Raw genomic sequence first — 24,134 nt, forward strand, 5'->3', positions numbered from 1 at the left:
GCGAAAAGCTAATCGCCAAAGAAAAGTGCGGCAATCATGCCCTTTAGTAATGTATTAATCAACGTTTTTTAGTGTATTATTCGACAATTATATAAATCGAATAAGCCTTGCAGGGTCTAACTTCAGCCGGATATACGATGGATTTTAAAACTATCCAAGCGCTTACTGCCGATGACATGGCAAAAGTGAATGAAACAATTCAAGCCCAACTTAATTCTGATGTCTCTTTAATCAACCAGCTCGGTTTTTATATCGTGAGTGGTGGAGGCAAACGTCTAAGACCGCTTTTAGCGATACTGTCAGCCCGTGCACTTGGTTACCAAGGCAATGGTCATACAATGGCAGCTGCGTTTATTGAGTTCATCCATACAGCGACTTTGCTGCATGATGACGTGGTAGATGAATCAGACATGCGCCGTGGTAAAGCCACTGCGAATGCAGCATTTGGCAATGCGGCTAGCGTATTAGTTGGGGACTTTATCTATACACGCTCATTTCAGATGATGACGGAACTAGGATCCATGAAGATCCTTAAACTAATGAGCAATGCCGTAAACGTGATCGCCGAAGGTGAAGTACAGCAGTTGATGAACTGTAACGACCCTGACACGACAGAAGAAAGCTACATGCAAGTCATCTACTCTAAGACTGCGCGCTTATTTGAATCCGCAACTCAAATCGGTGCAATCTTAAATGATGCTCCTGAGCATGTGGAAATCGCAATGCAAAATTACGGTAAGTATCTAGGCACTGCGTTTCAGCTCATTGATGACGTCATGGATTACACTTCTGATGGCGAAGACATGGGTAAAAATGTGGGTGATGACTTGGCCGAAGGCAAGCCAACTTTACCTCTACTCCATGCTATGCGTAATACCACACCAGAAAACGCCATCATGATTCGTGAAGCGATTGAGAAAGCGAATGGCATGGATCGCTTAGAAGAAATTCTTGCGGTCATGAAAGAAGCAGGCTCTCTGGAATACACAACGCAAAAAGCTCTAGAAGAAGCAGACAAAGCAATCGCAGAACTATCAGTGTTGCCAGAGTCTGAATACAAACAAGCGCTTGTTACTCTGGCTCATGTCGCAGTACAACGCACGAAGTAATCAATAGCTACCCATAACGCAAGACTTATAGCAAAAAGGAAGAGCATACTCTTCCTTTTTTACGTTTGATACCTAATGACGACGCCCGAGGCGCTAGTAATATCTGTCACTACCGCCATGCAGTTGTGGATCATCTTCTATTTCATCAAAGCTAACGGCGAGTTGCTGTTCAGTCCCTTGTTTGGACAACAATACCGTCTCTGCTTCATGGTCGACCACTAATATCGTACCGACGCCTTGTTGGCACTCAACAACCATGCCTTTACGGATTCGACTCGCTTCCATCATCTTCTCCTTCACTACGTGGTTTTATTCGACCATTTTTACGAAGTTGAGAAATCAAGGATCAAAAAAGCCGATCAAAATGATCGGCTTTCTTCTTATATAGGCTTTCTAGATTACTTTGCGAATTCAACACCAATGTTGATGTCGCCATTTAGTGTTTCTAGCATACCGTCTAATGCAGACTTTTCGTAATCGCTGAGTTTGCCGTAGCTTAGTACTTCTTCAACGCCTTCTTTACCCAGTTTCACAGGTTGCGCAAAGTAAGTCGCGTGTTCGCCGTCGCCTTCAACGTAAGCGCACTCAACTACGCCTTCTTCACCTTGAAGAGCACGAACCAGAGACAGACCAAAGCGACATGCAGCTTGGCCCATTGATAGTGTTGCACTACCACCACCCGCTTTCGCTTCTACAACTTCAGTACCTGCATTTTGAATACGTTTCGTTAATGCTTCTACTTCTTCAGCTGTAAACTCAACACCTTCCACTTGAGACAGTAGAGGTAAGATCGTTACGCCAGAGTGACCACCAATTACTGGCACGCGAACGTCACCTGGATCTTTGTCTTTTAGCTCAGCAACAAACGTTTCTGAACGGATAACATCCAACGTTGTTACACCAAATAGACGACGCTTATCATAAACACCCGCTTTTTTAAGAACTTCAGCAGCAATTGGCACTGTTGTATTTACAGGGTTTGTAATGATACCAACACAAGCTTTCGGACAAACAACCGCAATCTTCTCCGCTAGCGATTTAACGATACCAGCGTTTACATTAAATAGATCCGCACGATCCATACCTGGCTTACGCGCAACACCAGCAGAAATTAGCACAACATCCGCGCCTTCTAGTGCTGGAGTAGGATCTTCACCAGCGTAACCTTTGATAGAAACTGGCGTAGGGATGTGGCTAAGATCAGCGGCCACACCAGGAGTTACTGGAGCAATATCATATAGGGCTAGATCAGAACCAGCAGGAAGACGGTTCTTAAGTAGAAGGGCCAGGGCTTGACCGATGCCACCAGCGGCACCAATAACGGCTACTTTCATGTAGTTCTCCTTGAGAGTATTTCTCTTATAAACGTATTCGTAGGGTAGTTTGTAACCAACTTAAATAAAGCTATCGGAATCACAACTTGATTACAATCAATTAACGCTAGCTTTGCGACCTCGCGCAACTCGCTGTTACCGTGCTACAAATGGGGCTTGGATTATTCTTTTATTCTGTTGAAATGACAAGGAATTCAAGAAAACAGATACAGCCCTACTTCAGCGCGCTAAAGAATTCTATGTGGTATATAGTTTACAGTGACGCATCTAACATAATCCTGGGACTCTTTGGCACCGCCTGAATATATATGCGAGAATATGCAAAATTGCTGACCCGTAATAAGAGATTTGTAATGACTATGCGCAATTCAGAAAAACAAGACAACTTAGTTCGCGCCTTTAAAGCCCTGTTAAAAGAAGAAAGCTTTGGCTCACAGGGCGAGATTGTTGACGCACTCAAACAGCAAGGGTTTGAGAGTATCAACCAATCTAAAGTCTCACGTATGCTGACTAAATTTGGCGCCGTCCGTACGCGCAATGCAAAAATGGAAATGGTTTACTGTCTTCCTGCTGAGCTAGGTGTCCCAACAGTCAGCAGCTCTCTGCGTGAACTGGTACTAGACATCGATCGTAATGCAGCGTTAGTGGTAATTCACACCGGCCCAGGTGCAGCACAGTTGATTGCTCGCTTGCTTGATTCACTCGGTAAATCCGAAGGTATTCTTGGCGTTGTCGCGGGTGACGATACCATTTTCATTACGCCAACCATGGCAATTACGACTGAGCAACTCTTCAAATCAGTGTGCGAGCTGTTCGAATATACTGGTTAAGTTCTATAAAGCTTCAATCAGCTAACTCATTGTGGGTTATAAAAGAAGTCTCATTTTGTAGCCCATAATTTATGTAAATTTTTTGCTTACTCCGCTCGTTCTTTAACCACCCATTTTGTGATTAACATCACGCAATTGATCTTTTTCATTTCAGTCACTAAACGTTAATTAAGTAATTGTTATAAAAAGAATTAAATCACAAATTGAATCCTATCCCCTGATACAAAATTCAGACTTATCAACTATAACATTTAACAATTGGATAATTTTCTGCCAATTTTTTGTTATGATTCGCTCGCTTTTTCAAACGATTGGATTGAAAAAGGTGCCGTTTCCAAATAGGAAACTCCAGAAGTGATTTATGGTTATTTCCGGGTAAATAATGAATATAAGGAAGGGAAATTCATGGCATTTAACAAACTTCTCAAAGTAGGCGCTATCGCTGCAGCCGTAATGGGCGCAGGCGCAGTTAACGCTCAAGAGTTTATTACCATCGGTACTGGCTCTGTGACAGGTGTTTACTACCCAACTGGTGGTGCTATCTGTAAGTTGGTAAATAAAGGTCGTAAAGACCACAACATCCGTTGTTCAGTAGAATCGACTGGTGGCTCAATTTACAACGTTAACACTATCCGTGCAGGCGAATTAGATTTTGGTATCGTGCAATCGGATTGGCAGTACCACGGCTACAACGGTACGAGCAAGTTTGAAGAACAAGGCCCGTACAAGAAGCTACGCGCAATGTTCTCTCTTCATACAGAACCTTTCAACATCATTGCGCGTGCAGATTCAGGTATTGAAAACGTTGAAGACCTGAAAGGTAAGCGAGTAAACATCGGTAACCCAGGCTCTGGTGACCGTGCAACGATGGGCGTTGTCATGGAAGCGATGGGTTGGACAAACGACAGCTTCAAATTGGCGTCTGAGCTAAAAGGCTCTGAACGCTCTCAGGCACTTTGTGATAACAAAATTGACGCCTTCATTTACATGGTCGGCCACCCGAACGGTTCAATCAAAGAAGCAACCACATCATGTGATGCGAAGCTAGTTTCAGCAACAGGCCCTAAAATCGATAAAATTGTTGCCGACAACCCATACTACGCCTTTAGCTCAGTACCGGCTGGTATGTACCGCGGTACAGACAAAGACGTAAACAGCTTTGGTGTTGCAGCAACAATGGTAACGACCTCTGATGTTTCAGACGATGTCGCTTACAACGTGGCAAAAGCTGTGTTTGAAAACTTTGATACCTTCAAACGTCTACACCCTGCATTCGCAAACTTGAAGAAAGAAGACATGGTGAAAGCTGGTCTTTCTATTCCTCTTCACCCAGGTGCAGAAAAATACTACAAAGAAATGGGTCTAATTAAGTAATTACCTCAGACTCTACATACAGGCAGGAAAGAGTATTTTCTGCCTGTTTGAGCATACAGGTTGTAGCACGTTCTAACTGTATGCTTCATTCGCCAGTTTTCTTCTGAAAACTGCGAGCTCATACCCAAGAAAACTTAAACGCCGCCTAACAGAGTATCCAACAATCAACACTTTGAGTTCAGGCAGCAAAATACTCGAAAGCAAACTTCGCTCCATTCACTACACTGATAGAGGCGAAGTGTGGTTCTCGATAAAAATCAGACAGGACCATCAATAATAAGGAAAAAGTACATGGCGACGAATCAAGCTCCGTCACAAGATGTGCAAGAAATGGTGGCTCAGGCAGACACAGGTGCACGTAGCCCTTCGGGAATGCAAGGACGAATCCTTTGGTTTGTTCCTCTGTGTTGGTCACTATTTCAATTATGGTACGCATCCCCGTTACCATTTATTTTCAATTTTGGCGTACTGAACGACACGGAAGCGCGATCTATCCACCTTACTTTCGCGATCTTTTTGGCTTTCACTGCTTATCCAGCGATGAAGAATTCTCCTCGCGATCATATCCCTCTTGTTGATTGGATACTCGCGTTGGCAGGCAGCTTTTCAGCAGCCTATATATACCTTTTTTATACTGAGCTAGCAGGACGCTCAGGCGCACCGACAACAGTTGATATCGTTGTTGCTGTTATCGGTATGCTCCTCCTTTTAGAAGCAACACGCCGAGCACTTGGTCCACCATTAATGGTCGTGGCTGCTGTTTTCCTTACTTACACCTTTGCAGGCCCTTACATGCCTGACGTTATCGCGCACAAAGGGGCAAGCTTGAACAAGGCCATGTCTCACTTGTGGCTAACAACTGAAGGCGTATTTGGAGTTGCGCTAGGTGTTTCTACCTCTTTTGTCTTCTTGTTTGTATTGTTTGGAGCAATGCTGGAACGCGCTGGTGCTGGTGCTTACTTCATTAAAGTTGCCTTCTCGTTGCTTGGCCATATGAAAGGTGGCCCAGCTAAAGCGGCCGTTGTTGCATCAGGTTTATCTGGTCTGGTTTCTGGTTCTTCAATCGCAAACGTAGTAACAACTGGCACCTTTACCATTCCACTGATGAAGCGTGTTGGCTTTCCCGGCACAAAAGCGGGTGCGGTAGAGGTAGCGGCTTCAACCAATGGTCAGTTAACACCGCCAATCATGGGTGCAGCAGCATTTTTGATGGTGGAATACGTCGGTATCTCCTACGTTGAGGTGATTAAAGCTGCCCTACTTCCAGCGCTAATCTCTTATATTGCTTTAATTTACATTGTTCACCTTGAAGCATGTAAAGCAGGCATGACAGGCCTTCCTCGTCGCCACAATCCAACACTAGTACAAAGTCTGCTGTCCTTTACTGGCACAATCTTAGGATTGTGTGTGATCAGCGCATTGGTTTACTACGGAGTGGGTTGGACAAAGGACGTCTTTGGTGATGCCGCGACACCAATTGTTACCGTCGCACTATTAATCGCGTACGTTGGGTTGGTGAAAGTCTCAGCAAATCACGTGCAAGATGGCGCAATTGAGATTGATGCAGAATTAACAGAAGTACCTGATCCTGGCCCAACCGTTAAGTCAGGCTTGCACTACCTACTCCCTATCGTCGTATTGGTTTGGTGTTTGACTGTCGAACGTTTCTCACCTGGCCTTTCGGCATTCTGGGCAACGGTATTCATGATTTTCATTTTGCTGACTCAACGTCCGTTGATTGCACTGCTGTCAAAGCAAGGAGACATGCTTCAGCAAACCAAAGATGGCTTTGTCGATCTTGCCGAGAGCTTAGTTTCTGGTGCGCGCAATATGATTGGTATCGGCGTTGCAACCGCGGCAGCGGGCACCGTTGTTGGTGTTGTTACACTAACGGGTATCGGCCTAGTGATGACCGACTTCGTCGAGTTTATCTCTGGTGGCAGCATCATTCTTATGCTGCTGTTTACCGCCATCATTAGCTTGGTTCTGGGGATGGGTCTGCCAACAACGGCGAACTACATCGTGGTCTCTACGCTAATGGCGCCGGTTATTGTTACGCTCGGCGCAGCGCATGGCTTAATTATTCCGTTGATAGCGGTGCACTTGTTCGTTTTCTACTTTGGTATTTTGGCCGACGATACCCCACCTGTAGGCCTTGCGGCTTTTGCAGCAGCAGCAATTGCGAAATCAGATCCAATTCGTACTGGTATCCAAGGTTTTACTTACGATATTCGAACCGCTATTTTGCCGTTCATGTTTGTGTTCAATACCCAGCTATTGTTAATGGGGATCGACTCTTGGTGGCATTTGGCACTCACAGTCATCTCATCGATCATTGCAATGCTGATATTCTCTGCGGCAACTCAAGGGTGGTGGTTCACGCGTAACAAGTGGTGGGAAACAGTCCTATTATTAGTACTGACATTTTCGTTTTTCCGTCCAGGTTTTTGGTGGGACATGCTGTACCCAGCGAAAGTTCTTTCTCCTGGCGTTGAGGTAGCTCAAATCACGGAAACACTAAATGTAGGAGAATCATTGGAGTTACGTGTTGCCGGTGAAAACCTTGAGGGCGACTACATTGAGAAAACGGTTCGTCTTCCATTCGAAGACAGTGCGACAACAGCAGACGCACGTATTTCATCTATGGGTCTGATGCTGACCGAAAGTGACAACAAAATGATTGTCGATATGGTTGAATTTGGTAGTCCAGCAGAGTCCGCAGGTATCGACTTTGATTGGGAAATCAAGTGGGTTATCCAGGATGCAGACCGTCCGATGAAAGAGTGGGTGTTTGTACCATGCTTAATGATTTTGCTGGTGCTTGCAATGAACCAAAAACGTCGTGCTCGTAAGGAACAATTGAGCGCATAACCGATTTGGCCCCGAGGATAAAGGGGCCTTAATGAGAGACATTGAATGTACAAACAAATTCTTGTTCCGGTTGATCTAAATGACCAAGGCTTTTCAGACCGAGCGGTTGAACTAGCGGTTTGGCAGGCAAAGCAAGCAAATGCTCAAATCCATCTTCTGACTGTACTACCTGGTATTCACATGTCGATGGTTGCCACATACTTTCCGAAAGATGCTGCGGCCAAAATGAAGCAAGACGTGAAGCAGCAACTAAAAACTTTCGCTAATGAGCATATTGCTGAAGATGTGGTTTACCAAGTGCATGTTGCTGAAGGCAAGGCCTACGCGACCATTCTTGATTATGCAGAACGTTTAGGCGCTGATCTCATCATTATGCCAAGCCACAAGCGCTCTAAAATCAATAAAGTAATGCTTGGCTCTGTCGCGAGTAAGGTTGTGGAATATTCTCCAATCAATGTGATGGTCGTAAAACCGCAAGGCTAAGTAAATACAGAAACGAAAAAGGACGCTAACATTAGCGTCCTTTTTATATGAAACAAGTAAGGGTTATGCCATCACTGGGTAATCGGTATAACCTTCTGCTCCCCCCAAATAAAAGTGTTCTGGTTTCGCCTCATTAAGAGGTGCATTTTTCTTAAATCGCTCAACTAAATCTGGGTTTGCGATAAAGGGAACGCCAAATGCGACCACATCAACTTTGTTTTCTGCAATTGCTGTTGCCGCTTCTTGTGCACTGTAGCCCACGTTCGCCATTAAGTGACCTTGATAGTTTTCGCGTGCTGGCTTGAGAACATCTGCTTTTTGTACGCCTTTCAGATCCGCACGCATCACGTGCCAATAAGCAAGATCGAAAGAATTAAGTTGCTCTGCTAAGTAACGCACCAAACCAACTGGATCACTGTCTTTCATGTCATTAAATCCATTTAGCGGAGATGTACGCAGACCGACTCTTCCGGGTCCCCACACCTCAACGACTTCTTTCACTATCTCAAGTAAAAATCGAGCACGATTTTCAACCGAGCCACCGTATTCATCGGTACGTAAATTTGAGCCGTCACGAAGGAAGTTATCAATAAGATAACCATTGGCGCCATGTATCTCGACCCCATCAAAGCCGGCTTTCTTGGCGTTTTCTGCACCTTGTTTAAACGCCGCAACAATGGAAGCTATCTCATCCACTTCGAGTGCTCGTGGTACCGTATATGCTTGCTTACCCGAAGGGGTATGGACTAATTCATCACGAATGGCCAATGCGCTCGCCGCTACAGGTGTTTTTCCTTCATTCAGATCAGGATGACAAGCTCGTCCCGCATGCCAAATTTGCAGTACAATCTTACCGCCTCTCTCATGAACCGCATCCGTTACCTTTTTCCAAGCTGCGATTTGCTCTTCGTTGTAAATGCCCGGTTCTGCCATAAAAGCAGACGTACCTTCCATCACCATGGTGCATTCAGCAATGATAAGTCCGGCACTCGCACGTTGAGCGTAGTATTCAACCATAAGGTCATTAGGAATATGGTCTGCGCCAGCACGAGCTCTCGTTAAAGGCGCCATAATAGCACGGTTATCTAATGCTAATTGACCGAGTTCGATAGGAGAAAATAAGTCTACAGAGTTGGACATGTTGTTTACCTCAAATGACAATAACTTGATGGCTAAGGATGAGGTGCCAGACTATAATCAGATTAATATTGAAACAATATGGATAATTGAAAGTGATTGTTCGCAATTTAGAAACAATTGACTTTAGAACGCTTTCTATCTTTGTCACAAGCTGTCGACTACTGAGCTTAACCAAGTGCGCGCTGGAGTTAAACCTACCGAAATCTACTGTTAGTAAAGCCATAACCAAACTCGAACAACACTTTGAAGCCAAACTCCTAGAGCGCACAACCCGAAAGTTAGTGATCACCGAAGCTGGCCAAATGGTTTTAGAGCGTGCTGCAAGCTTAGTTGAGGAATTCCACTCAATTGGCCATGACGTACTGGAGATGGAACAACAGATCCAAGGCCGGCTGCGTATTTCCGCGCCACCAGCGTTGGATGCGTATATGGCGGAACACATCTTTTTGCCATTTTTAAAACAATGGCCAAAAGTACAAATTGCGTTAGAAGCATCGAACGATTTTGTTGATCTGTTTTCACACGGCTTTGATATGGCAATTCGAGTCGGTCAGATAGTTGATGATCGATTGATCGCAAAAAAATTAGGCTATACGACTCGAGTCCTGGCTGCTAGCCCTGAGTATTTAGCTGAGTTCGGCGTACCTGAAACGCCAGAAGACCTGACAAAACACAACTGTTTGAGGTATCAATATGTTTCAGAAATAGGGCCTTGGACGCTGATCTCACACGATAATACCGTCAATGTTTCAATAACCAGTAACTTCTCAAGTACAACTGTAGAAGCAATATTGAAAGGCGCACTTAAAGGACTAGGCATCGCTAACTTACCTGTGCAAAACATGACGCAAGAGCTAGAAAGTGGCACCTTAGTCAGAGTGTTGCCGCAATGGCACACGGTACCAATGCCTATTTATCTAGTCTATCGTCCTGGAGCAAACCGCCCACGGCGCGTACAAGCAATGATTGACCATATCATGAGCTTAAGATCTCAATTTGAATTTGGCCCTAGGCATGGTTTGTGTTGCGGAGAAGCATGACCTAGCAACTATCAGGCACTAGCATGCGGCTCGGATAAATGCCGCAAGCTTCTCACTAGCATGCTGTTCACTCAATGCAGACATATCACCCGCGGCTTCCACTTTACCATCCGCCACAAACACAAAGTGGCTGGCAATCGCTTTGGCATCGCTTAAATGGTGCGTGACCATCAATACGGTTATTCCCCGCTCTGCTGCCAGTTTTTTTACCAAGCTCAGCATCTCTTCACGCAACACCGGATCAAGCGCCGAGAACGGCTCATCCAACAGCCACATGGGATGAGGCTGAACAAAACAACGCGCTAAGGCAACACGTTGACGCTGGCCACCAGAAAGATGCTCTGGCAAACGGTCGAGGTACTCTGCAACACCAACTTGCTGCGCGGCTTGTTCAATCTGACGATTTTGGTCCACCGTAAGCTTTAGCCCTGGGTGTAAGCCCAAACCGATGTTGTCACGCACCGATAAGTGAGCAAACAAATTGTGCTCTTGGAACAACATAGAGAACGGACGCAGATAAGGCTCTTTACGCACAATGGACTCACCATCAACACAAATATCACCACGGTCAGGATGGATGAATCCTGCCACCAACGCCAGCAAGGTTGACTTCCCTGCCCCACTTGGTCCCATCAGCGATACAATCTGTCCTTGCTCAATCGTTAAGTCAAAACGAAACAGTTCACGTTGGTAGGTGTACTGCACATCATCCAACACTAACATTACGCTCTCTCCTTCGTTTTCAATACTTTCTCAATCAAGGCAAAACAGCCCACACTCAACAACAATAGGGTCACCGATACCACCGCAGCTGCGTCCATCTGATAACTGCCAAGCAACTGGAACAAATACAGAGGTAAGGTACGAAACTCTTGTCCACCAAACAGTGCTATGGCACTTAAATCCCCTATTGCAAACATAAAGCTGATCGCAAACGCATGTGCAAACGGCTTGCGTAGCGCCTGCCACTCCACCACTTTAAACCGTTGCCAGCCACGCATGCCTAAGCTGGCACATACATACTGATACTGTTGTTCAATGTGCAGCATTGGCTGCGCTAGCGTTTTGATCACGTAAGGCAAAGCCATCAAACCGTTCACCAAAATCACGACAAAAAATGCCAAGCTAAAAACATCGGTAAATGCGCGCAGTAGTAAGAATAAACCGGTGCTAATCACCAGACCTGGAGTCACCAAAATAACGGTGCCGATTAACTCAATCTGATCAGCTCGCGTGTTTTTGTACTGCAACCGCCAACGGCGACTGGTCAATAGTATGGACACCCCTGCAGCGACCGCAAGCGCGCTAGCGACACAGGCGACTTTGAGGGAGTTCAATAGCGCAGACCAAAAACGCTCATCGGTTAATACTGTCCAAACTTGTTGGTTGATGCCACTCAGTAACACCATCAATAACGGCGGTATTACCAGTAAAAAGGCACCTATGATCCAAAAGCTATCCCAAGCTTTTGACCACCCATGATCCTTCGTTAAATATTGCTGTACCGATGTGCTTCCAGCACTGATAGAAACAGGCCTTGTTAACTTCTGCACTCCAATAGCAAGCAGTCCACATAACAGCATCTGCCACAGCGCCAATAACGCCCCAGCTTGTAAATCAAAATCAAACTTAATCGCTTGGTAAATGGCCAATTCAATGGTGGTGGATTTTGGCCCGCCCCCCAACGCCATTACAGTGGCAAAACTGGTAAAGCACAACATAAACACCAACCCACAAACGTGGGGAAGCTGCTGCCTTAAACGCGGCCATTCTACCCAGCGAAACTTATCCCAATGGCTCATCCCAAGATGCGCGCAAAGCTTATGCTGCTCGGCAGGAATAGACTCCAAGGCTTGCAGAAGCAATCGTGCCGCGTAAGGTAAATTAAAGAACACATGGGCGAGTAAAATGCCGTTCAAACCGTAAATAGAGAATGGCAGTTTAGTGTCGAAACTTTGCAACCACTGCGCCAACAAACCACTGTTGCCATAAATCGCTAACAGCCCAAAAACACCAACCAAAACCGGCAACACCAGTGTCGATGCAAACAGCTTAAGCAGTAATGATTTACCAATAAATTGGCGACGCGAAAGTGCGTGCGCTACTGGAATGGCAAAGCCAACACTGAGCAATGTGGAAAGAAACGCTTGGTAGAAACTGAACTTGGTGACATGTTGATAGTACGGGTCGCCCCATACCACAGACACATCAAGTGAAGGGGCTTGAACAATCAAAGCACCTAGGGCAGAAATAACAAAGGTCGCGATGATCATCGCGACCCCTAAACCTATTTTTGGAACAGAATTCAAAGGTAAAACCTATCTCATTCAGATGAGGATGGAAACGTCAGCTAAAACGTCAATGCGCTTTGCCATTCGCGAATCCAAGACTTACGCATTTTTGCCACTTCATCAGCACTAAAGCTCAACGACTTGCTTGGAACACTCAAAGTTTCAAAACCTTTAGGTAACTCAACGTCAGTGACTGGGTACATCCAGTTACCCGTTGGCATCGCCGATTGGAACTCATCACTTAAAATGAAACTCATAAATTGATCAGCAAGTTCTGAGTTTTTTGCCCCTTTCACTTTGGCGGCTACTTCAACTTGCATGTAGTGGCCTTCAGCAAAATTCGCCGTAGCAAACTTCGAATCGTTTTCCGCAATTAAGTGGTACGCAGGTGAAGTGGTGTAAGAAAGCACTAAATCGGACTCACCATTGAGGAACATAGAATACGCCTCAGACCAACCTTTCGTGACCGTTACGGTTTTGCTCGCTAGCTTCTGCCACGCTTGCGTCACATCGTCGCCATAAATAGATTTCATCCATAGCATTAAGCCTTGGCCCGGCGTTGAAGTCCGCGGATCTTGGTAAATCACTTTCAGATCGTCGCGCGTTTCCACCAGCTCTTTCATGCTTTTCGGCGGATTAGCCAGTTTCTCTTTGTTGTACACAAACGCGAAGTAGCCGTAATCGTACGGTACAAACGTCGTGTCACTCCAACCGTTTGGTAACACTGTATTGGACGTATCTACATTGTGCTCGGCAAGCAGACCGGTTTTCTTCGCTTCTGCCATCAGATTGTTATCCAAACCTAATACGATGTCCGCTTTGCTATTACCGCCTTCAAGACGAAGACGATTCAGAATCGACACACCATCGTCCAACGCTACGAAGTTAACGTCACAGCCACATTTTGCTTCAAAAGCTTGCTCGATTTTAGGACCCGGCCCCCAATCTGCGGCAAAAGAATCGTAGGTATAAATAGTTAATGGGTTTTCAGCAGCAAACGCTGAAGTTGAAGTAATTGCAGCTAGGGCAATCAGATTTAGAGTGGGTTTCACTGCTCGCTCTCCATGAGTATTTCAGAGAAATAAGTTGAGCGGCACAGGGTTTGAGGCGGCTATTAAGGACTTCCAATATCCAGACTCAATTCCTACGCCAGCATTATCTGGTTCAGGTAATACGGGTCCCTAGTTAAACACTTAGGTCTCAGCGCCCCAATGCATTGATTGACTCAATGCTAAATGGGTTTGCTCCCCGATGAGTTGGATGGATTGTAAAGGTATTTGAGTGGTTACACAATCAGCTCACGAGCGCTGGTCATAACCCCAACGAGGCACCAAACCTTGCTCAATACCTAAGTGGTCAAGAATTCTCGCCACCATAAAATCCACTAAGTCTTCAATACTCTTTGGCTGATGATAGAAGCCTGGAGCTGCTGGCATGATGGTGACGCCCATTTGCGATAGCTTGTGCATGTTCTCCAGATGTAGCGTTGAAAATGGCGTTTCGCGAACCACGAGCAACAGCTGCCCGCGCTCTTTCATTACTACATCAGCGGCCCGTTCGATCAAGTTGTCCGACATACCGTGTGCTATGGCCGCAACGCTTCCCGCAGAGCATGGGCAAACCACCATTTGCTTAGGTGCAGCAGAACCAGACGCAACCGGCGAGAACCAATCGTCTTTACCGCAAACGGTGATGTTATTTGGATTGCAGTTCAGGTGCTCTACCAATGCTTGCTGCGCCGCTTCTGGGCCACTTGGCAACTTAAGATTATGCTCGGTTGCCATCACAACACGAGCCGCCGAAGAAATCAGAACGTAGACATGATAATCCGCCGCAACCAAGCATTCTAAAAGACGAAGGCCGTAGGGAGCACCAGAAGCACCCGTTAATGCCAACGTGATGGCTTTTTTATGAGAGGGTTGTGTTTTGTTTTGCATATCAATCAGGCTTTTTGTTTTAACTGCTCAAGAAGTTTTCCGTGAATACCACCAAAGCCACCGTTACTCATGACTAGAATTTGGTCACCTGGTCGCGCACGTTCAACGATCTTGGCTACAAAGTTATCTATATCCGCATCGACAAACGCTGGCTGTGTGCATTGGTCGGCAATGTCTTGCACAGACCACTCGATATTATCTGGCTGGAACAAGAAGACTTCATCTGCACTGTGTAGTGACTCTGCAAGTGTGTTTTTGTGTACGCCACGCTTCATGGTAGCAGAACGCGGCTCTAACACAGCAAGGATGCGTTTTTCACCTACCTTGTTACGCAAACCACCGACAGTAAGTTCAATTGCCGTTGGGTGATGAGCAAAATCATCGTAAACCGTCACACCTTGTTCTTCACCTTTCAGCTCTAAACGGCGCTTGGTATTGATGAAACGCCCTAATGCCTGGCAAGCAAGATCCGGAGTGACTCCAACATGTCGTGCAGCAGCGATTGCCATCAGCGCATTATCCACATTGTGGTCACCCACCAAATTCCATTCGACGGTACCAACCTTCTCGCCTTGCAACGCAACGTCAAATTTTGAGCCATCAAGCACTAATTTGTGCGCTTGCCAGTCGCCATCAACACCTGAAAACTGCTTTTCTGTCCAGCAACCACGCTCGAATACATCCGCCAAAGCTTGGTCTTGCTTCGGAGCTAAGATTAAGCCATTGCCGGGAACCGTTCGCACTAAATGATGGAATTGGCGCTTGATCGCTTCTAGATCATCGAAGATATCAGCATGATCAAACTCAAGATTGTTCATGATTAAAGTGCGAGGATGGTAATGCACAAACTTAGAACGCTTATCGAAAAAAGCACTGTCATATTCGTCCGCTTCAACGACAAAAAACATACTTTCACCCAAACGAGCAGACACTCCGAAGTTACCGAGTACCCCACCGACTAAGAAACCCGGTTGATAACCACAATCTTCAAGTATCCAAGCAAGCATGCTCGACGTGGTCGTTTTCCCATGTGTACCCGATACCGCCAATACCCAACGATCATGCAGCAAAAACTCGTTGAGCCACTGCGGGCCAGAGGTGTAACGCATGTTAGTGTTGAGCACATGCTCGACACAAGGGTTGCCACGGCTCATCGCATTACCAATCACCACAAGATCTGGTTGGGGGTCGAGTTGAGACGGGTCAAAGCCTTCAATAATTTCAATACCTTGAGACTCAAGCAGTGTGCTCATTGGCGGATAAACGTTGGCATCAGAACCAGTGACTTTATGTCCTAATTGGCGCGCTAGAATCGCTGCGCCGCCCATAAATGTGCCACAGATACCCAAGATATGAATGTGCATAAACTAAACCTTGTAATGCGTTTTTTAATGCTTTCATTATCGCGATTACCGCCTGAAAAGCGAGTGACTTTAGCCTTCTTCTTGCAGTCCCTTTCACAAATATGACAAGGTTGAACACAGACTGTACAACCTCTTGCTTACTGATGAATCCCTCAAACAAGTCTACAAATAAATTGAGATCTCAAACAGTTACTTCATTACCATTAAAAAGATCTGCGACTTAAACTTACATCCAGCGCAATCGTTTAACATCCATAAAGAGATGCTCACTTGCGCACTACCCCCAATGAAATGAAAATGTAAGGATTAACCATGTCAGGACTGCGCACCCTAGGCGAGTTCATTGTCGAAAAACAAGCGGATTTCCCCCACGCTAGCGGTGATCTATCATCCCTTTTAGCCTCCATTCGTTTAGCTGCAAAAATCGTTAACCGCGAAATCAACGCAGCGGGTCTCGGTGATATCACTGGTGCTGTAGGCACGGAAAATGTCCAAGGTGAAGATCAGCAAAAGCTCGATGTTTACGCGAACGATAAGTTTAAAGCCGCGCTTGAAGCTCGTGATCAAGTGTGTGGCGTTGCCAGTGAAGAAGAAGACGAAGCAGTTGCGTTCAATAAAGAACTCAACCAAAACGCCAAATATGTAGTACTGATGGACCCACTTGATGGTTCTTCTAACATCGATGTGAACGTCTCTGTTGGTACTATCTTCTCGATTTACCGTCGTGTTTCTCCAATCGGTACCCCACCAACTGAAGAAGACTTCCTACAACCTGGTCACAAACAAGTGGCTGCGGGCTACGTAATTTACGGCTCCTCCACCATGTTGGTATACACAACTGGTAACGGTGTAAACGGCTTTACTTACGACCCATCTATCGGCAGCTTCTGTCTTTCTCATGAAAACATGATGATTCCTGATGATGGTAAGATCTACTCCATCAACGAAGGTAATTACATTCGTTTCCCTCAAGGGGTGAAGAAGTACATCAAGTACTGCCAAGAAAACGTGCCAGAAGACGGTCGCCCATACACTTCTCGCTACATTGGCTCGCTGGTTGCTGATTTCCACCGCAACCTACTGAAAGGCGGTATCTACCTTTACCCAAGCACACAAAGCCACCCGCAAGGCAAGCTACGCCTGCTTTACGAATGTAACCCTATGGCATTCCTCATTGAGCAAGCTGGCGGCATTGCATCGGACGGCGTGAATCGCATTATGGACATCAAGCCTACTGAGTTGCACCAGCGTGTACCTTTCTTTGTGGGTTCGAAGAACATGGTTCGCAAAGTTGAAGAGTTCCTTGAACTGCACCGCGACGAAGAATAATTTCAGACCTTTGTCCAACGCGGCAGGTGTTTACCTGCCGCGTTTTTGTCGCTAAAGTGAAACGCGAATTTATCATCAGATGAAGCCGCTTTTGTGTGACTCATCGTTAATGAAAAGGAATATTCTAATGAGCTTAAACCATGTACCAGCAGGCAAGTCGCTGCCTGAAGATATCTATGTCGTGATCGAAATTCCTGCAAATGCAGATCCAATCAAGTACGAAGTAGATAAAGACTCTGGTGCTGTATTTGTCGACCGTTTCATGTCTGCACCAATGTTCTACCCATGCAACTATGGCTACGTGAACAATACCCTGTCTCTTGATGGCGACCCAGTCGACGTATTGGTACCAACACCATACCCACTCATGCCAGGTTCAGTCATTCGCTGCCGTCCTGTTGGCGTTTTGAAGATGACAGATGAATCGGGTGAAGATGCAAAAGTGTTTGCGGTTCCCCACTCAAAAATCTCGAAAGAGTACGAGCACATCCAAGATGTGGACGATATCCCAGAACTACTGAAAGCGCAGATCACGCAATTCTTTGAGCGTTACAAAGAGCTTGAAGCAGGCAAATGGGTGAAAGTGGATGGTTGGGCAGATGTTGCTGCCGCCAAAGCTGAAATCCTAGAATCTTACGAGCGAGCTCAGAAAAAATAAGCATCACTGCTGATACAAAATTAAAAAGAGCTGCTCTAGGGCAGCTCTTTTGCTTTCATCTTACCTGTGTCAACTAGATAGGTGCGCCTGCTGAAGACATTCGTCCAGCGTCGTAGTCATGTTGAAAGAAGGGGTCAACATCATCACAAATGCCAAAATACGGCCGCCCGATAACACCGAGCATATAAGCACTTTGCTCGCAATACTCTTGCTTGCCTTGCTGGTAACCCGCTTGATAAGCCATTATCAGTTCTGCCGTCGCATGGTTAACATCATCCAGCTTCGCAATTCGCTCCTCAGATAACTCCCGTAATCCATCTAAAGCTGACTGCTTACCAAACACTTGCCAATCGGTCACATTATTCGAAGTCGGTAGTGTTGTTTGTGCGCATGCAGCAAGAAGCAACGCCATTGATCCAATTACGAATGTTTTCATCGTGACTCCTTAGTGTTTAGCTCGTTGCTATTGATAATGTCAGTATAGCTCACACCTTTTGACACCAATCTCCGGAAGCGATTTCTTCGGTTAATTGCTCAGTATCTTGATATAAGTAGATCCAAGCTTGGCCAAACGGCGTAACGATGCTCTCTCGGCGATATTCCACTGGCACATCTTCTAACCTATCTAGCTCGGATAAGGTTTCATCATCAATCAGATACACTTCACCTTGAATCGAGCGTTGCCCATCAGACAACGCTGGATAAGGGCCTAAGTCATACATTGCAAATTGAGCATCCGTTTCATGTAAACCAAGAAACTGCGCCGAGCGCAAATACTGATGGTTGTACTCTCCCTTGCGTAACGTGCCGTAGACAAAAATCAAATGCTGCATAACCACTCCTTAGTCATGACTGTGTATGCTTAGGTTAAAGCACTTTAATCGAACTCAAACTGATAGAGTAGGTCAACGGCGCTATCTACACCAGATACCGCTTCTAAATACAAGTCTTGCATCAATCGGTAACGCACAGTGAACTCACCTAGGGAGTTAAAGATGCCGACACCATATTTCACCTGCAAACCTGGCAGAATATAACCACTCACCGTCACTTGCGAGTCATCGCCCGACCCAGCAGTGTCCAGCTGTAAATCCTGTACGCCAAAGGCTTCACCGATTTCACCAACCACACGACCACTCTTCGCCAAGCTTAAACCAATTAAGGTAGTCGTCATTGCATTACCACCGGCTTCACCATCAATATCTTGACCACGAAGTAGATAAGAAAGTGCATTGGCTTGGTTCATCGCGGGCTCTGAGAAAATTTCTATACTCGGATCAGATGCTGGGCCCGACACTTGTACCCCCGCAATGACATCATCTTGGGTATTGTCTGGATTACGAATCGCTTTGATAGACAAGTAAGGTTGATCTGGTGGACCATTCATCAGGATCTTACCTTCTTTAATCAATAAGTCCTGACCAAACGAACGATAAGAACCGTCAACAACATTCACTTCACCAACGATGAAAGGACCTTTGTCTTTTTGTGTCACGTTTAGGTTCCCTTTCAACCCACCTTTTAAGCCAAAAGCGGCAAGTTGGAAGTCATCACCAATTTTAATGTTGATGTTCGTTTCCACATCAAACGGCATCGCAGCCACATCGTCCACTGGTTGCAAGTTTTTATCGAGAATAACGGTATCACTCGATACACCTACCGCACTTGGTGGAAGCTCTTCGACGACAATTCTTCCCCATGGCAAATTAATATCACCCTCAATTTTCGCAAGCTGAGGGGTCACATCTATTGTCATGTCAGGCTCAACCTTGATTTTTACCATTGGAGGCAAATCAACATTGAGCTCTTTAGCAAATACACGCGCTTTAGTGCGCCAGTTCTGTAAGTCCTGCCAGTCGGCATCACCGGTAACGTTCAACTCACCATCCGGGGTTAAAATTCCGGCATTCAAGTCCGCTTGATGACCTTTAAAGTTGATGACGACCTGCCCTGAGTTTATATCTATCGGTGTGACTTCACCCTGTAGCTTCATTTGGTCAATCAAGAACTGACCGTTCACCTTCGGATGCATAACGTCACCTGATATCGCTAGGTCAGTATTCATGTTTGCTTTAAACAAGCTGTACTCACCAATCAACGGTGCCAAGAAGTCCAAGTGGAACGTAGAGAGTGAAACCTTACCATCAATAGTGGGCTTTTCAGACGAGACATTCAGTAAAGAAACCTTACCAGACAAGTCACCGTTATCTTTCACATCAAATAGCCACTCGGCATCAAGCTTGTCTTTCGCTAATGCTGCTTTAAAGTTGAAGCTTTCCCAACCGACTTTAATTGGCTGTTCAAGCGCTTGTTCAACTTGGCCTTTTGGCATATTGACACTTAAGGTTACTTCAGGCTTTTTCTCTGGTGCCCATTTAGCAAAAGCCTGTGCATTAACCGAGCCTTGCAGCTTGGTTTCTGGCGGCAGGAATTGTTTGATTTGGTCAAAATCAAAATCATTGATGGCTAACTTCGCCTGGCCACTCTTACCGACACTAATGTCTTCGGTTAGACATACGCTCGACTCCGCTTGCAACCAACAATGCGCTTGAACGTTCGCGATCTGTTTGTCGATATTGACCTTCACCGCGGTCGATTTTTGCAACGCCCACGGGCCTTGTTGCGAGCTCAGCGTCAAGCGGCGCAGCGCCCCATTCCAAATCATTTCTGGTTTCTGCTGGAATGTCCCTTCAATTTCTAAACTGGTCGACACCAGGTCAGACACTACATCGAGCGTCAGTTGATGCAGTTTTTCATCCCCAGAGACTTCAAGGTCAGCACTATCAACTTTTATGTCGTCATAGGTAATGTTGTTCGCAATTAGGCTTATGTTCGCTTTTGGTGCTGGCAGAGGCTTCACATCACCCTTTAAGGTGATCGTTTCTACGTTCGCCTGTTGCTGCCAGTTTATCTGATTTAAAGCGAGATCAAGATTGATGTCTGGTTCTTTCAAGCTACCACGTAGTGCGACTTTACCTTGCATTTTACCTGCAAGATCCGGAACACTTTTCGCAAAATCAGGGAAGTTAACCTCAACATCCATCAGAATTTGCTTATCGATCTTACCCTTTGCACTGAGTTGGTTTGGACCATGAGAAAGCGCTAAACCCTGAGTGGTAAGTTGGATGTCGTCGCCTTTGCCGTTTTTATCAGACGCTTCAAGTTGCCCTTCAACATTCAGCGGATACCCTCGCAAAATGCCGTCAATGTCTAACTTAGGCAAACTGACTTGCCAACCGCCTTGTTCTGTTAACGACCCCGAAGTCGAAAGGTTACCGCTGATATCCCCTTCAGCTTCTTTCCATTGTAAACCTGGTTGAATGTTTTTCAGGTTCAAGTCAGCTTGCCAGTTGATTGGCGCGGCCCAATTGGCCATGACTTTCCCAGAGAGTTCGCCCCCTAAGGTTTTCACTACAAGGCTTTCGAGGTCAATTTGCTCTAGCGTACCTTTGCCGTTTAGTGCGACATCAACGGCGGGAATATCTTTGCCCGAAGCTTTGGTTTCTAATGCGACTTCGTAGCCATCAAGTGAGCCTTTTGCCGCCAAGCTTGGTACAGAAACCTGGTAATCGCTTTGTCCAAATAGCGGCCATTGCGCCTGTACATTTTTAATCGCGACATCAAACGGCAACTGTGTTTTAAGCGGTTGAATATCACCTTTGATCTCCGCTTGTACAAGCTCAGAAAGCGTAGCATTTAGTGACAAATCACCAACCGAACCCGAGACCGAAAGCGACAGTTTTTGTCCCTTCGCATCCGCTTGCTTCACTAACGCGTCCAATTGCGCTTTGATAGGGTAATCAGAAGAAAGCGTCACTTGTGTGCTCAACTTGCCTTCCACTTCTGGCATGTCGAGCTCTAACGTTTTGACATCAACACGTTCACCGCCTGCTCTTGCAACCAAACCAAGATGATTGACGATCACTGGCGTTTCACCCGCCAGTTTGAAATTGTGAATATCAAGACGACGCGCTTCAACCGTCAGTGGAATCCATACTTCGGGTAACACAATATCTTGCGGCGTAACGTCAGTTTCTTTCGGCTCCTCGGCAGCCGCTTCAGGTTTAGCCTCACTTGGTGCTAAAGCCACATTAATGTCTTTCAACGCGGTAGGTGCGATCACCAAACGATCACCCTGCATCGACAAAGCGGTCGAGAATGTTTGCCAATCAATTTGATTGCCCAGCACATTGACATTGATGTCATTAAAGCTGACTTTATTAACAAAAATTGGCACTGGCGTACTGATAGAACGCAGTGGTGGTGTTTCCTCTTGCTCCTCGCTTGCTGGCGGTAGCTCTGGCATCTTAAAGTCAAGCCCCTGCAGTCTTAACTCATCGACACAGACCTTAGGGTCAAAGAAACAGCGGAAGTTCACTGCCAAAGCTAAACGCTCGACTTTGGCGTCGATATTCAAAGACTCATCGACAAAACTGACGTTATGCAGTTCGAAGCGAGGAAACAATGAACCCTGCACTTTTTCAATCTGCAATTGTGGTAGTGCTTTTTCGGCTCCCCACAAGGCAAATTTGAGGCCTGGGTGGGTAAATAAAACTGTCGCGACAATAATGATGAGCAACAGCAATAGACCAATCAAACTGAGCGACAGCCATTTGGTCCACTTAAACATCATTTTGATCATAGCTCAGGCCCCAATGAGAAGTGGATACGAAACTCTCGTTCTGGTTTTGCATCCAACCCCCATGCAAAATCAAAACTAACAGGGCCCACCGGAGACGCCCAGCGGATACCAACACCAGCACCTGATTTCCAATCTGGTGTTTCATTAAACGCATCACCAATATCGTAAAACGTTGCAGCCCACCAGTTTCCATAAACACGATATTGGTATTCTAATGTACTGCTAACAATGTATTTACCCCCCGTCAGGGCGCCACTCTCATCCACAGGTGAAATAGATTCATAGCCGTAACCACGAATATTATTGTCACCACCAGCGAAGAAACGCAGCGACGGTGATAGTTTTTCAAGTTCATCGGTAATATTCGCACCACCTTCTAAGCGGAACAAACCACGATGATTCTCTCCAATACCACGAATCCAAGAAGTCGAGCCAATTAAGCGGAGCACTCTAGTTTCAGAAAGCATAGCGGTATCACCATACTCAATAGTGATGCTTTGCTTGTCTCCCCACATTGGCATATTGCCCCCTCGAACCCTAGTCCGAGAAAATGTCGCACCTGGAAGTACGAAGTTGAATTCATCATCTTGTAAACCTTGCGTAAAGCTCTCGTACAAATGACGAACATAAACGGTATTATGCCAACCACCGTCTGCTAACCAATGACGCTCCACTGCAAGGTTAGACTCGATACTCTGCGTGTCACGGTTGTCTAGGTTTTTAAGCCCATATTGAACTTGATAATAATCGTTAGCGACATCTTCTAAAGGAATTTTGTAAGAAGCAGTCACGGTTTGCTCTGGCTTAGATAGGGATAAAGCAGTGTTGAAACTGTGTCCTCGGGAGCTCACCCAAGGTTTCTTCCACTTCAACGTTCCTCGAACGCCGACATCCGTTGAGTAACCAATACCCGTCTCGATCTGATTCTTCGAAGCAGGAGATAAAGACACTTTAATTGGCAAGTCTCGGCCATCATCAAGCCTATCCAATTCAGGCTCAACAAAAACTGAGGAAAACCACTCCGTATTTGATAGCTTCTGGTTAAACTCGCCCAGCTTCGAAACGTTGTATGGGTCCCCTTCTTTAAAAGGTTGTAGTGATGCGACACGGTCTTCCCAGATGTGGTTGCCAATAAAAGAAACGTCGCCAAAATTGAAACGTATTCCACTGCTGTAGTGCAAACGGACATTAGCTTCGTTCAGATCAGGGATAACCTCTAATCGACTTAGCGTAAACTCACCATTGAAGTAACCACGCTGAAGCGCCAAGTTACGAATGCCTGACTTAAGGCTGTCGTATTGGCCTTGATTCAAAACTTGACCAACTTTTAGCGGAGAGCGCTCAATAAGTTTTGCAAACTCTTCATCGTCCTTAGCCTCTCCAGTGATGACCACATCCATGACTTTCACTTTCACTGGCAAGCCCGGCTTGATGAGCACAATTAACTCATCATTCGCTTCAGGAATAGAGTATGAAATTTTTGCATGATAATACCCAAGCGCGTTAAGCGCTTCAGTGATACTTTGATCTAATCTCGCTTGAAAACGCAGAGAAGTGGAGTAATCCTTCTCTGGAATAGATGATAGATACGCACTGACATTCTCTTCTAAAGCGCCATCAATGCCTTTCAAAGTCAAAGAAACATCGGCATAGGCACCATGAGAAAAGGCAAACAGGCCAACAATGGTGGGGAGAGCTTTTTTTATCATGCTTTTATGGCTGAATGAGGTTA

At 45.8% G+C, this 24,134-nt stretch carries 20 protein-coding genes and 1 riboswitch; of the genes, 8 read left to right on the forward strand and 12 right to left on the reverse strand.

The genetic code is table 11. From position 1 onward, the window contains the following. The first annotated feature begins 137 nt into the window (after positions 1-137). Positions 138-1,109: an octaprenyl diphosphate synthase gene (gene ispB / locus R7P80_RS12440; RefSeq protein ID WP_005383097.1), complete on the forward strand. Its 972-nt coding sequence runs from the start codon at positions 138-140 to the stop codon at positions 1,107-1,109. 93 nt (positions 1,110-1,202) lie between these two features. On the opposite strand, the gene R7P80_RS12445 is transcribed toward ispB, so the two are convergent. Then, entirely contained in the window at positions 1,203-1,394 is a 192-nt protein-coding gene (locus tag R7P80_RS12445; RefSeq protein WP_005379661.1) for a hypothetical protein, read from the reverse strand. A gap of 113 nt (positions 1,395-1,507) precedes the next feature. Continuing rightward, positions 1,508-2,443, reverse strand: a complete 936-nt coding sequence (gene mdh / locus R7P80_RS12450; RefSeq protein WP_005379660.1) for a malate dehydrogenase — start codon at positions 2,441-2,443, stop codon at positions 1,508-1,510. A gap of 359 nt (positions 2,444-2,802) precedes the next feature. On the opposite strand from mdh, the gene argR reads away from it, so the two are divergent. The 4 genes from argR to R7P80_RS12470 all read left to right on the forward strand — a co-directional run bounded on the left by argR (position 2,803) and on the right by R7P80_RS12470 (position 8,001). Next, positions 2,803-3,273 carry a transcriptional regulator ArgR gene (argR, locus tag R7P80_RS12455; RefSeq protein WP_005379659.1) on the forward strand — a complete coding sequence of 157 codons (471 nt, stop codon included), beginning with the start codon at positions 2,803-2,805 and terminating at the stop codon, positions 3,271-3,273. A gap of 405 nt (positions 3,274-3,678) precedes the next feature. Then, entirely contained in the window at positions 3,679-4,647 is a 969-nt protein-coding gene (locus tag R7P80_RS12460) for a TAXI family TRAP transporter solute-binding subunit (protein WP_005379657.1), read from the forward strand. A 291-nt stretch (positions 4,648-4,938) separates the two neighbouring features. Beyond that, on the forward strand, positions 4,939-7,518 hold the full coding sequence (locus tag R7P80_RS12465; RefSeq protein WP_017820274.1) for a TRAP transporter permease: 2,580 nt from the start codon (positions 4,939-4,941) through the stop codon (positions 7,516-7,518). A gap of 45 nt (positions 7,519-7,563) precedes the next feature. Continuing rightward, positions 7,564-8,001: a universal stress protein gene (locus tag R7P80_RS12470; RefSeq protein ID WP_005379654.1), complete on the forward strand. Its 438-nt coding sequence runs from the start codon at positions 7,564-7,566 to the stop codon at positions 7,999-8,001. Between the two features lie 63 nt (positions 8,002-8,064). Here R7P80_RS12470 and R7P80_RS12475 read toward each other — a convergent pair whose 3' ends face one another. Continuing rightward, entirely contained in the window at positions 8,065-9,141 is a 1,077-nt protein-coding gene (locus tag R7P80_RS12475; RefSeq protein WP_025768366.1) for an alkene reductase, read from the reverse strand. A 92-nt stretch (positions 9,142-9,233) separates the two neighbouring features. Here R7P80_RS12475 and R7P80_RS12480 point away from each other — a divergent pair, with 92 nt between their 5' ends. Next, a complete protein-coding gene (locus tag R7P80_RS12480) occupies positions 9,234-10,181 on the forward strand; it encodes a LysR family transcriptional regulator (protein WP_042522435.1) in 948 nt (315 codons plus the stop codon). 18 nt (positions 10,182-10,199) lie between these two features. On the opposite strand, the gene thiQ is transcribed toward R7P80_RS12480, so the two are convergent. From thiQ to mpl, 5 genes are all read right to left on the reverse strand, one after another. After that, on the reverse strand, positions 10,200-10,904 hold the full coding sequence (gene thiQ / locus R7P80_RS12485) for a thiamine ABC transporter ATP-binding protein (protein ID WP_005379648.1): 705 nt from the start codon (positions 10,902-10,904) through the stop codon (positions 10,200-10,202). Further along, positions 10,904-12,490 carry a thiamine/thiamine pyrophosphate ABC transporter permease ThiP gene (gene thiP, locus R7P80_RS12490; protein ID WP_017820277.1) on the reverse strand — a complete coding sequence of 529 codons (1,587 nt, stop codon included), beginning with the start codon at positions 12,488-12,490 and terminating at the stop codon, positions 10,904-10,906. The genes thiQ and thiP overlap by 1 nt, the downstream gene beginning before the upstream one ends. Positions 12,491-12,531: 41 nt before the next feature. After that, positions 12,532-13,524 carry a thiamine ABC transporter substrate binding subunit gene (gene thiB / locus R7P80_RS12495; RefSeq protein ID WP_104978741.1) on the reverse strand — a complete coding sequence of 331 codons (993 nt, stop codon included), beginning with the start codon at positions 13,522-13,524 and terminating at the stop codon, positions 12,532-12,534. A 72-nt stretch (positions 13,525-13,596) separates the two neighbouring features. After that, a riboswitch (TPP riboswitch) is annotated at positions 13,597-13,733 on the reverse strand. A gap of 37 nt (positions 13,734-13,770) precedes the next feature. After that, the gene (locus R7P80_RS12500; RefSeq protein WP_025768362.1) at positions 13,771-14,409 is read right to left on the reverse strand and encodes a flavin prenyltransferase UbiX; all 639 of its coding nucleotides are present in this window, start codon (positions 14,407-14,409) and stop codon (positions 13,771-13,773) included. Positions 14,410-14,414: 5 nt separating this feature from the next. Continuing rightward, complete coding sequence (gene mpl, locus R7P80_RS12505) at positions 14,415-15,773, reverse strand: UDP-N-acetylmuramate:L-alanyl-gamma-D-glutamyl-meso-diaminopimelate ligase (RefSeq protein WP_054728440.1); 1,359 nt, start codon at positions 15,771-15,773, stop codon at positions 14,415-14,417. Positions 15,774-16,085: 312 nt separating this feature from the next. On the opposite strand from mpl, the gene fbp reads away from it, so the two are divergent. Both fbp and ppa read left to right on the forward strand, forming a co-directional pair. Beyond that, positions 16,086-17,102 carry a class 1 fructose-bisphosphatase gene (gene fbp, locus R7P80_RS12510; RefSeq protein WP_005383114.1) on the forward strand — a complete coding sequence of 339 codons (1,017 nt, stop codon included), beginning with the start codon at positions 16,086-16,088 and terminating at the stop codon, positions 17,100-17,102. A gap of 127 nt (positions 17,103-17,229) precedes the next feature. Continuing rightward, on the forward strand, positions 17,230-17,760 hold the full coding sequence (gene ppa, locus R7P80_RS12515) for an inorganic diphosphatase (RefSeq protein WP_005379635.1): 531 nt from the start codon (positions 17,230-17,232) through the stop codon (positions 17,758-17,760). Between the two features lie 73 nt (positions 17,761-17,833). On the opposite strand, the gene R7P80_RS12520 is transcribed toward ppa, so the two are convergent. Genes R7P80_RS12520 through R7P80_RS12535 form a run of 4 tightly spaced genes read right to left on the reverse strand, consistent with a single transcriptional unit; the run spans position 17,834 to position 24,111 of the window. Next, a complete protein-coding gene (locus R7P80_RS12520; RefSeq protein WP_005379633.1) occupies positions 17,834-18,196 on the reverse strand; it encodes a DUF2799 domain-containing protein in 363 nt (120 codons plus the stop codon). Between the two features lie 49 nt (positions 18,197-18,245). Further along, entirely contained in the window at positions 18,246-18,593 is a 348-nt protein-coding gene (locus R7P80_RS12525) for a gamma-glutamylcyclotransferase (protein WP_033906019.1), read from the reverse strand. Between the two features lie 44 nt (positions 18,594-18,637). Continuing rightward, positions 18,638-22,402 (reverse strand): translocation/assembly module TamB domain-containing protein, encoded by a 3,765-nt coding sequence (locus tag R7P80_RS12530; protein ID WP_017820281.1) that lies wholly within the window; start codon positions 22,400-22,402, stop codon positions 18,638-18,640. After that, positions 22,399-24,111 (reverse strand): autotransporter assembly complex protein TamA, encoded by a 1,713-nt coding sequence (locus tag R7P80_RS12535; RefSeq protein WP_005383121.1) that lies wholly within the window; start codon positions 24,109-24,111, stop codon positions 22,399-22,401. Before R7P80_RS12535 ends, R7P80_RS12530 begins: the two co-directional genes overlap by 4 nt. Positions 24,112-24,134: the final 23 nt, after the last annotated feature.

Origin of the sequence: Vibrio sp. 2092, assembly GCF_033339635.1 — a bacterium.
GTDB lineage: Bacteria > Pseudomonadota > Gammaproteobacteria > Enterobacterales > Vibrionaceae > Vibrio > Vibrio alginolyticus.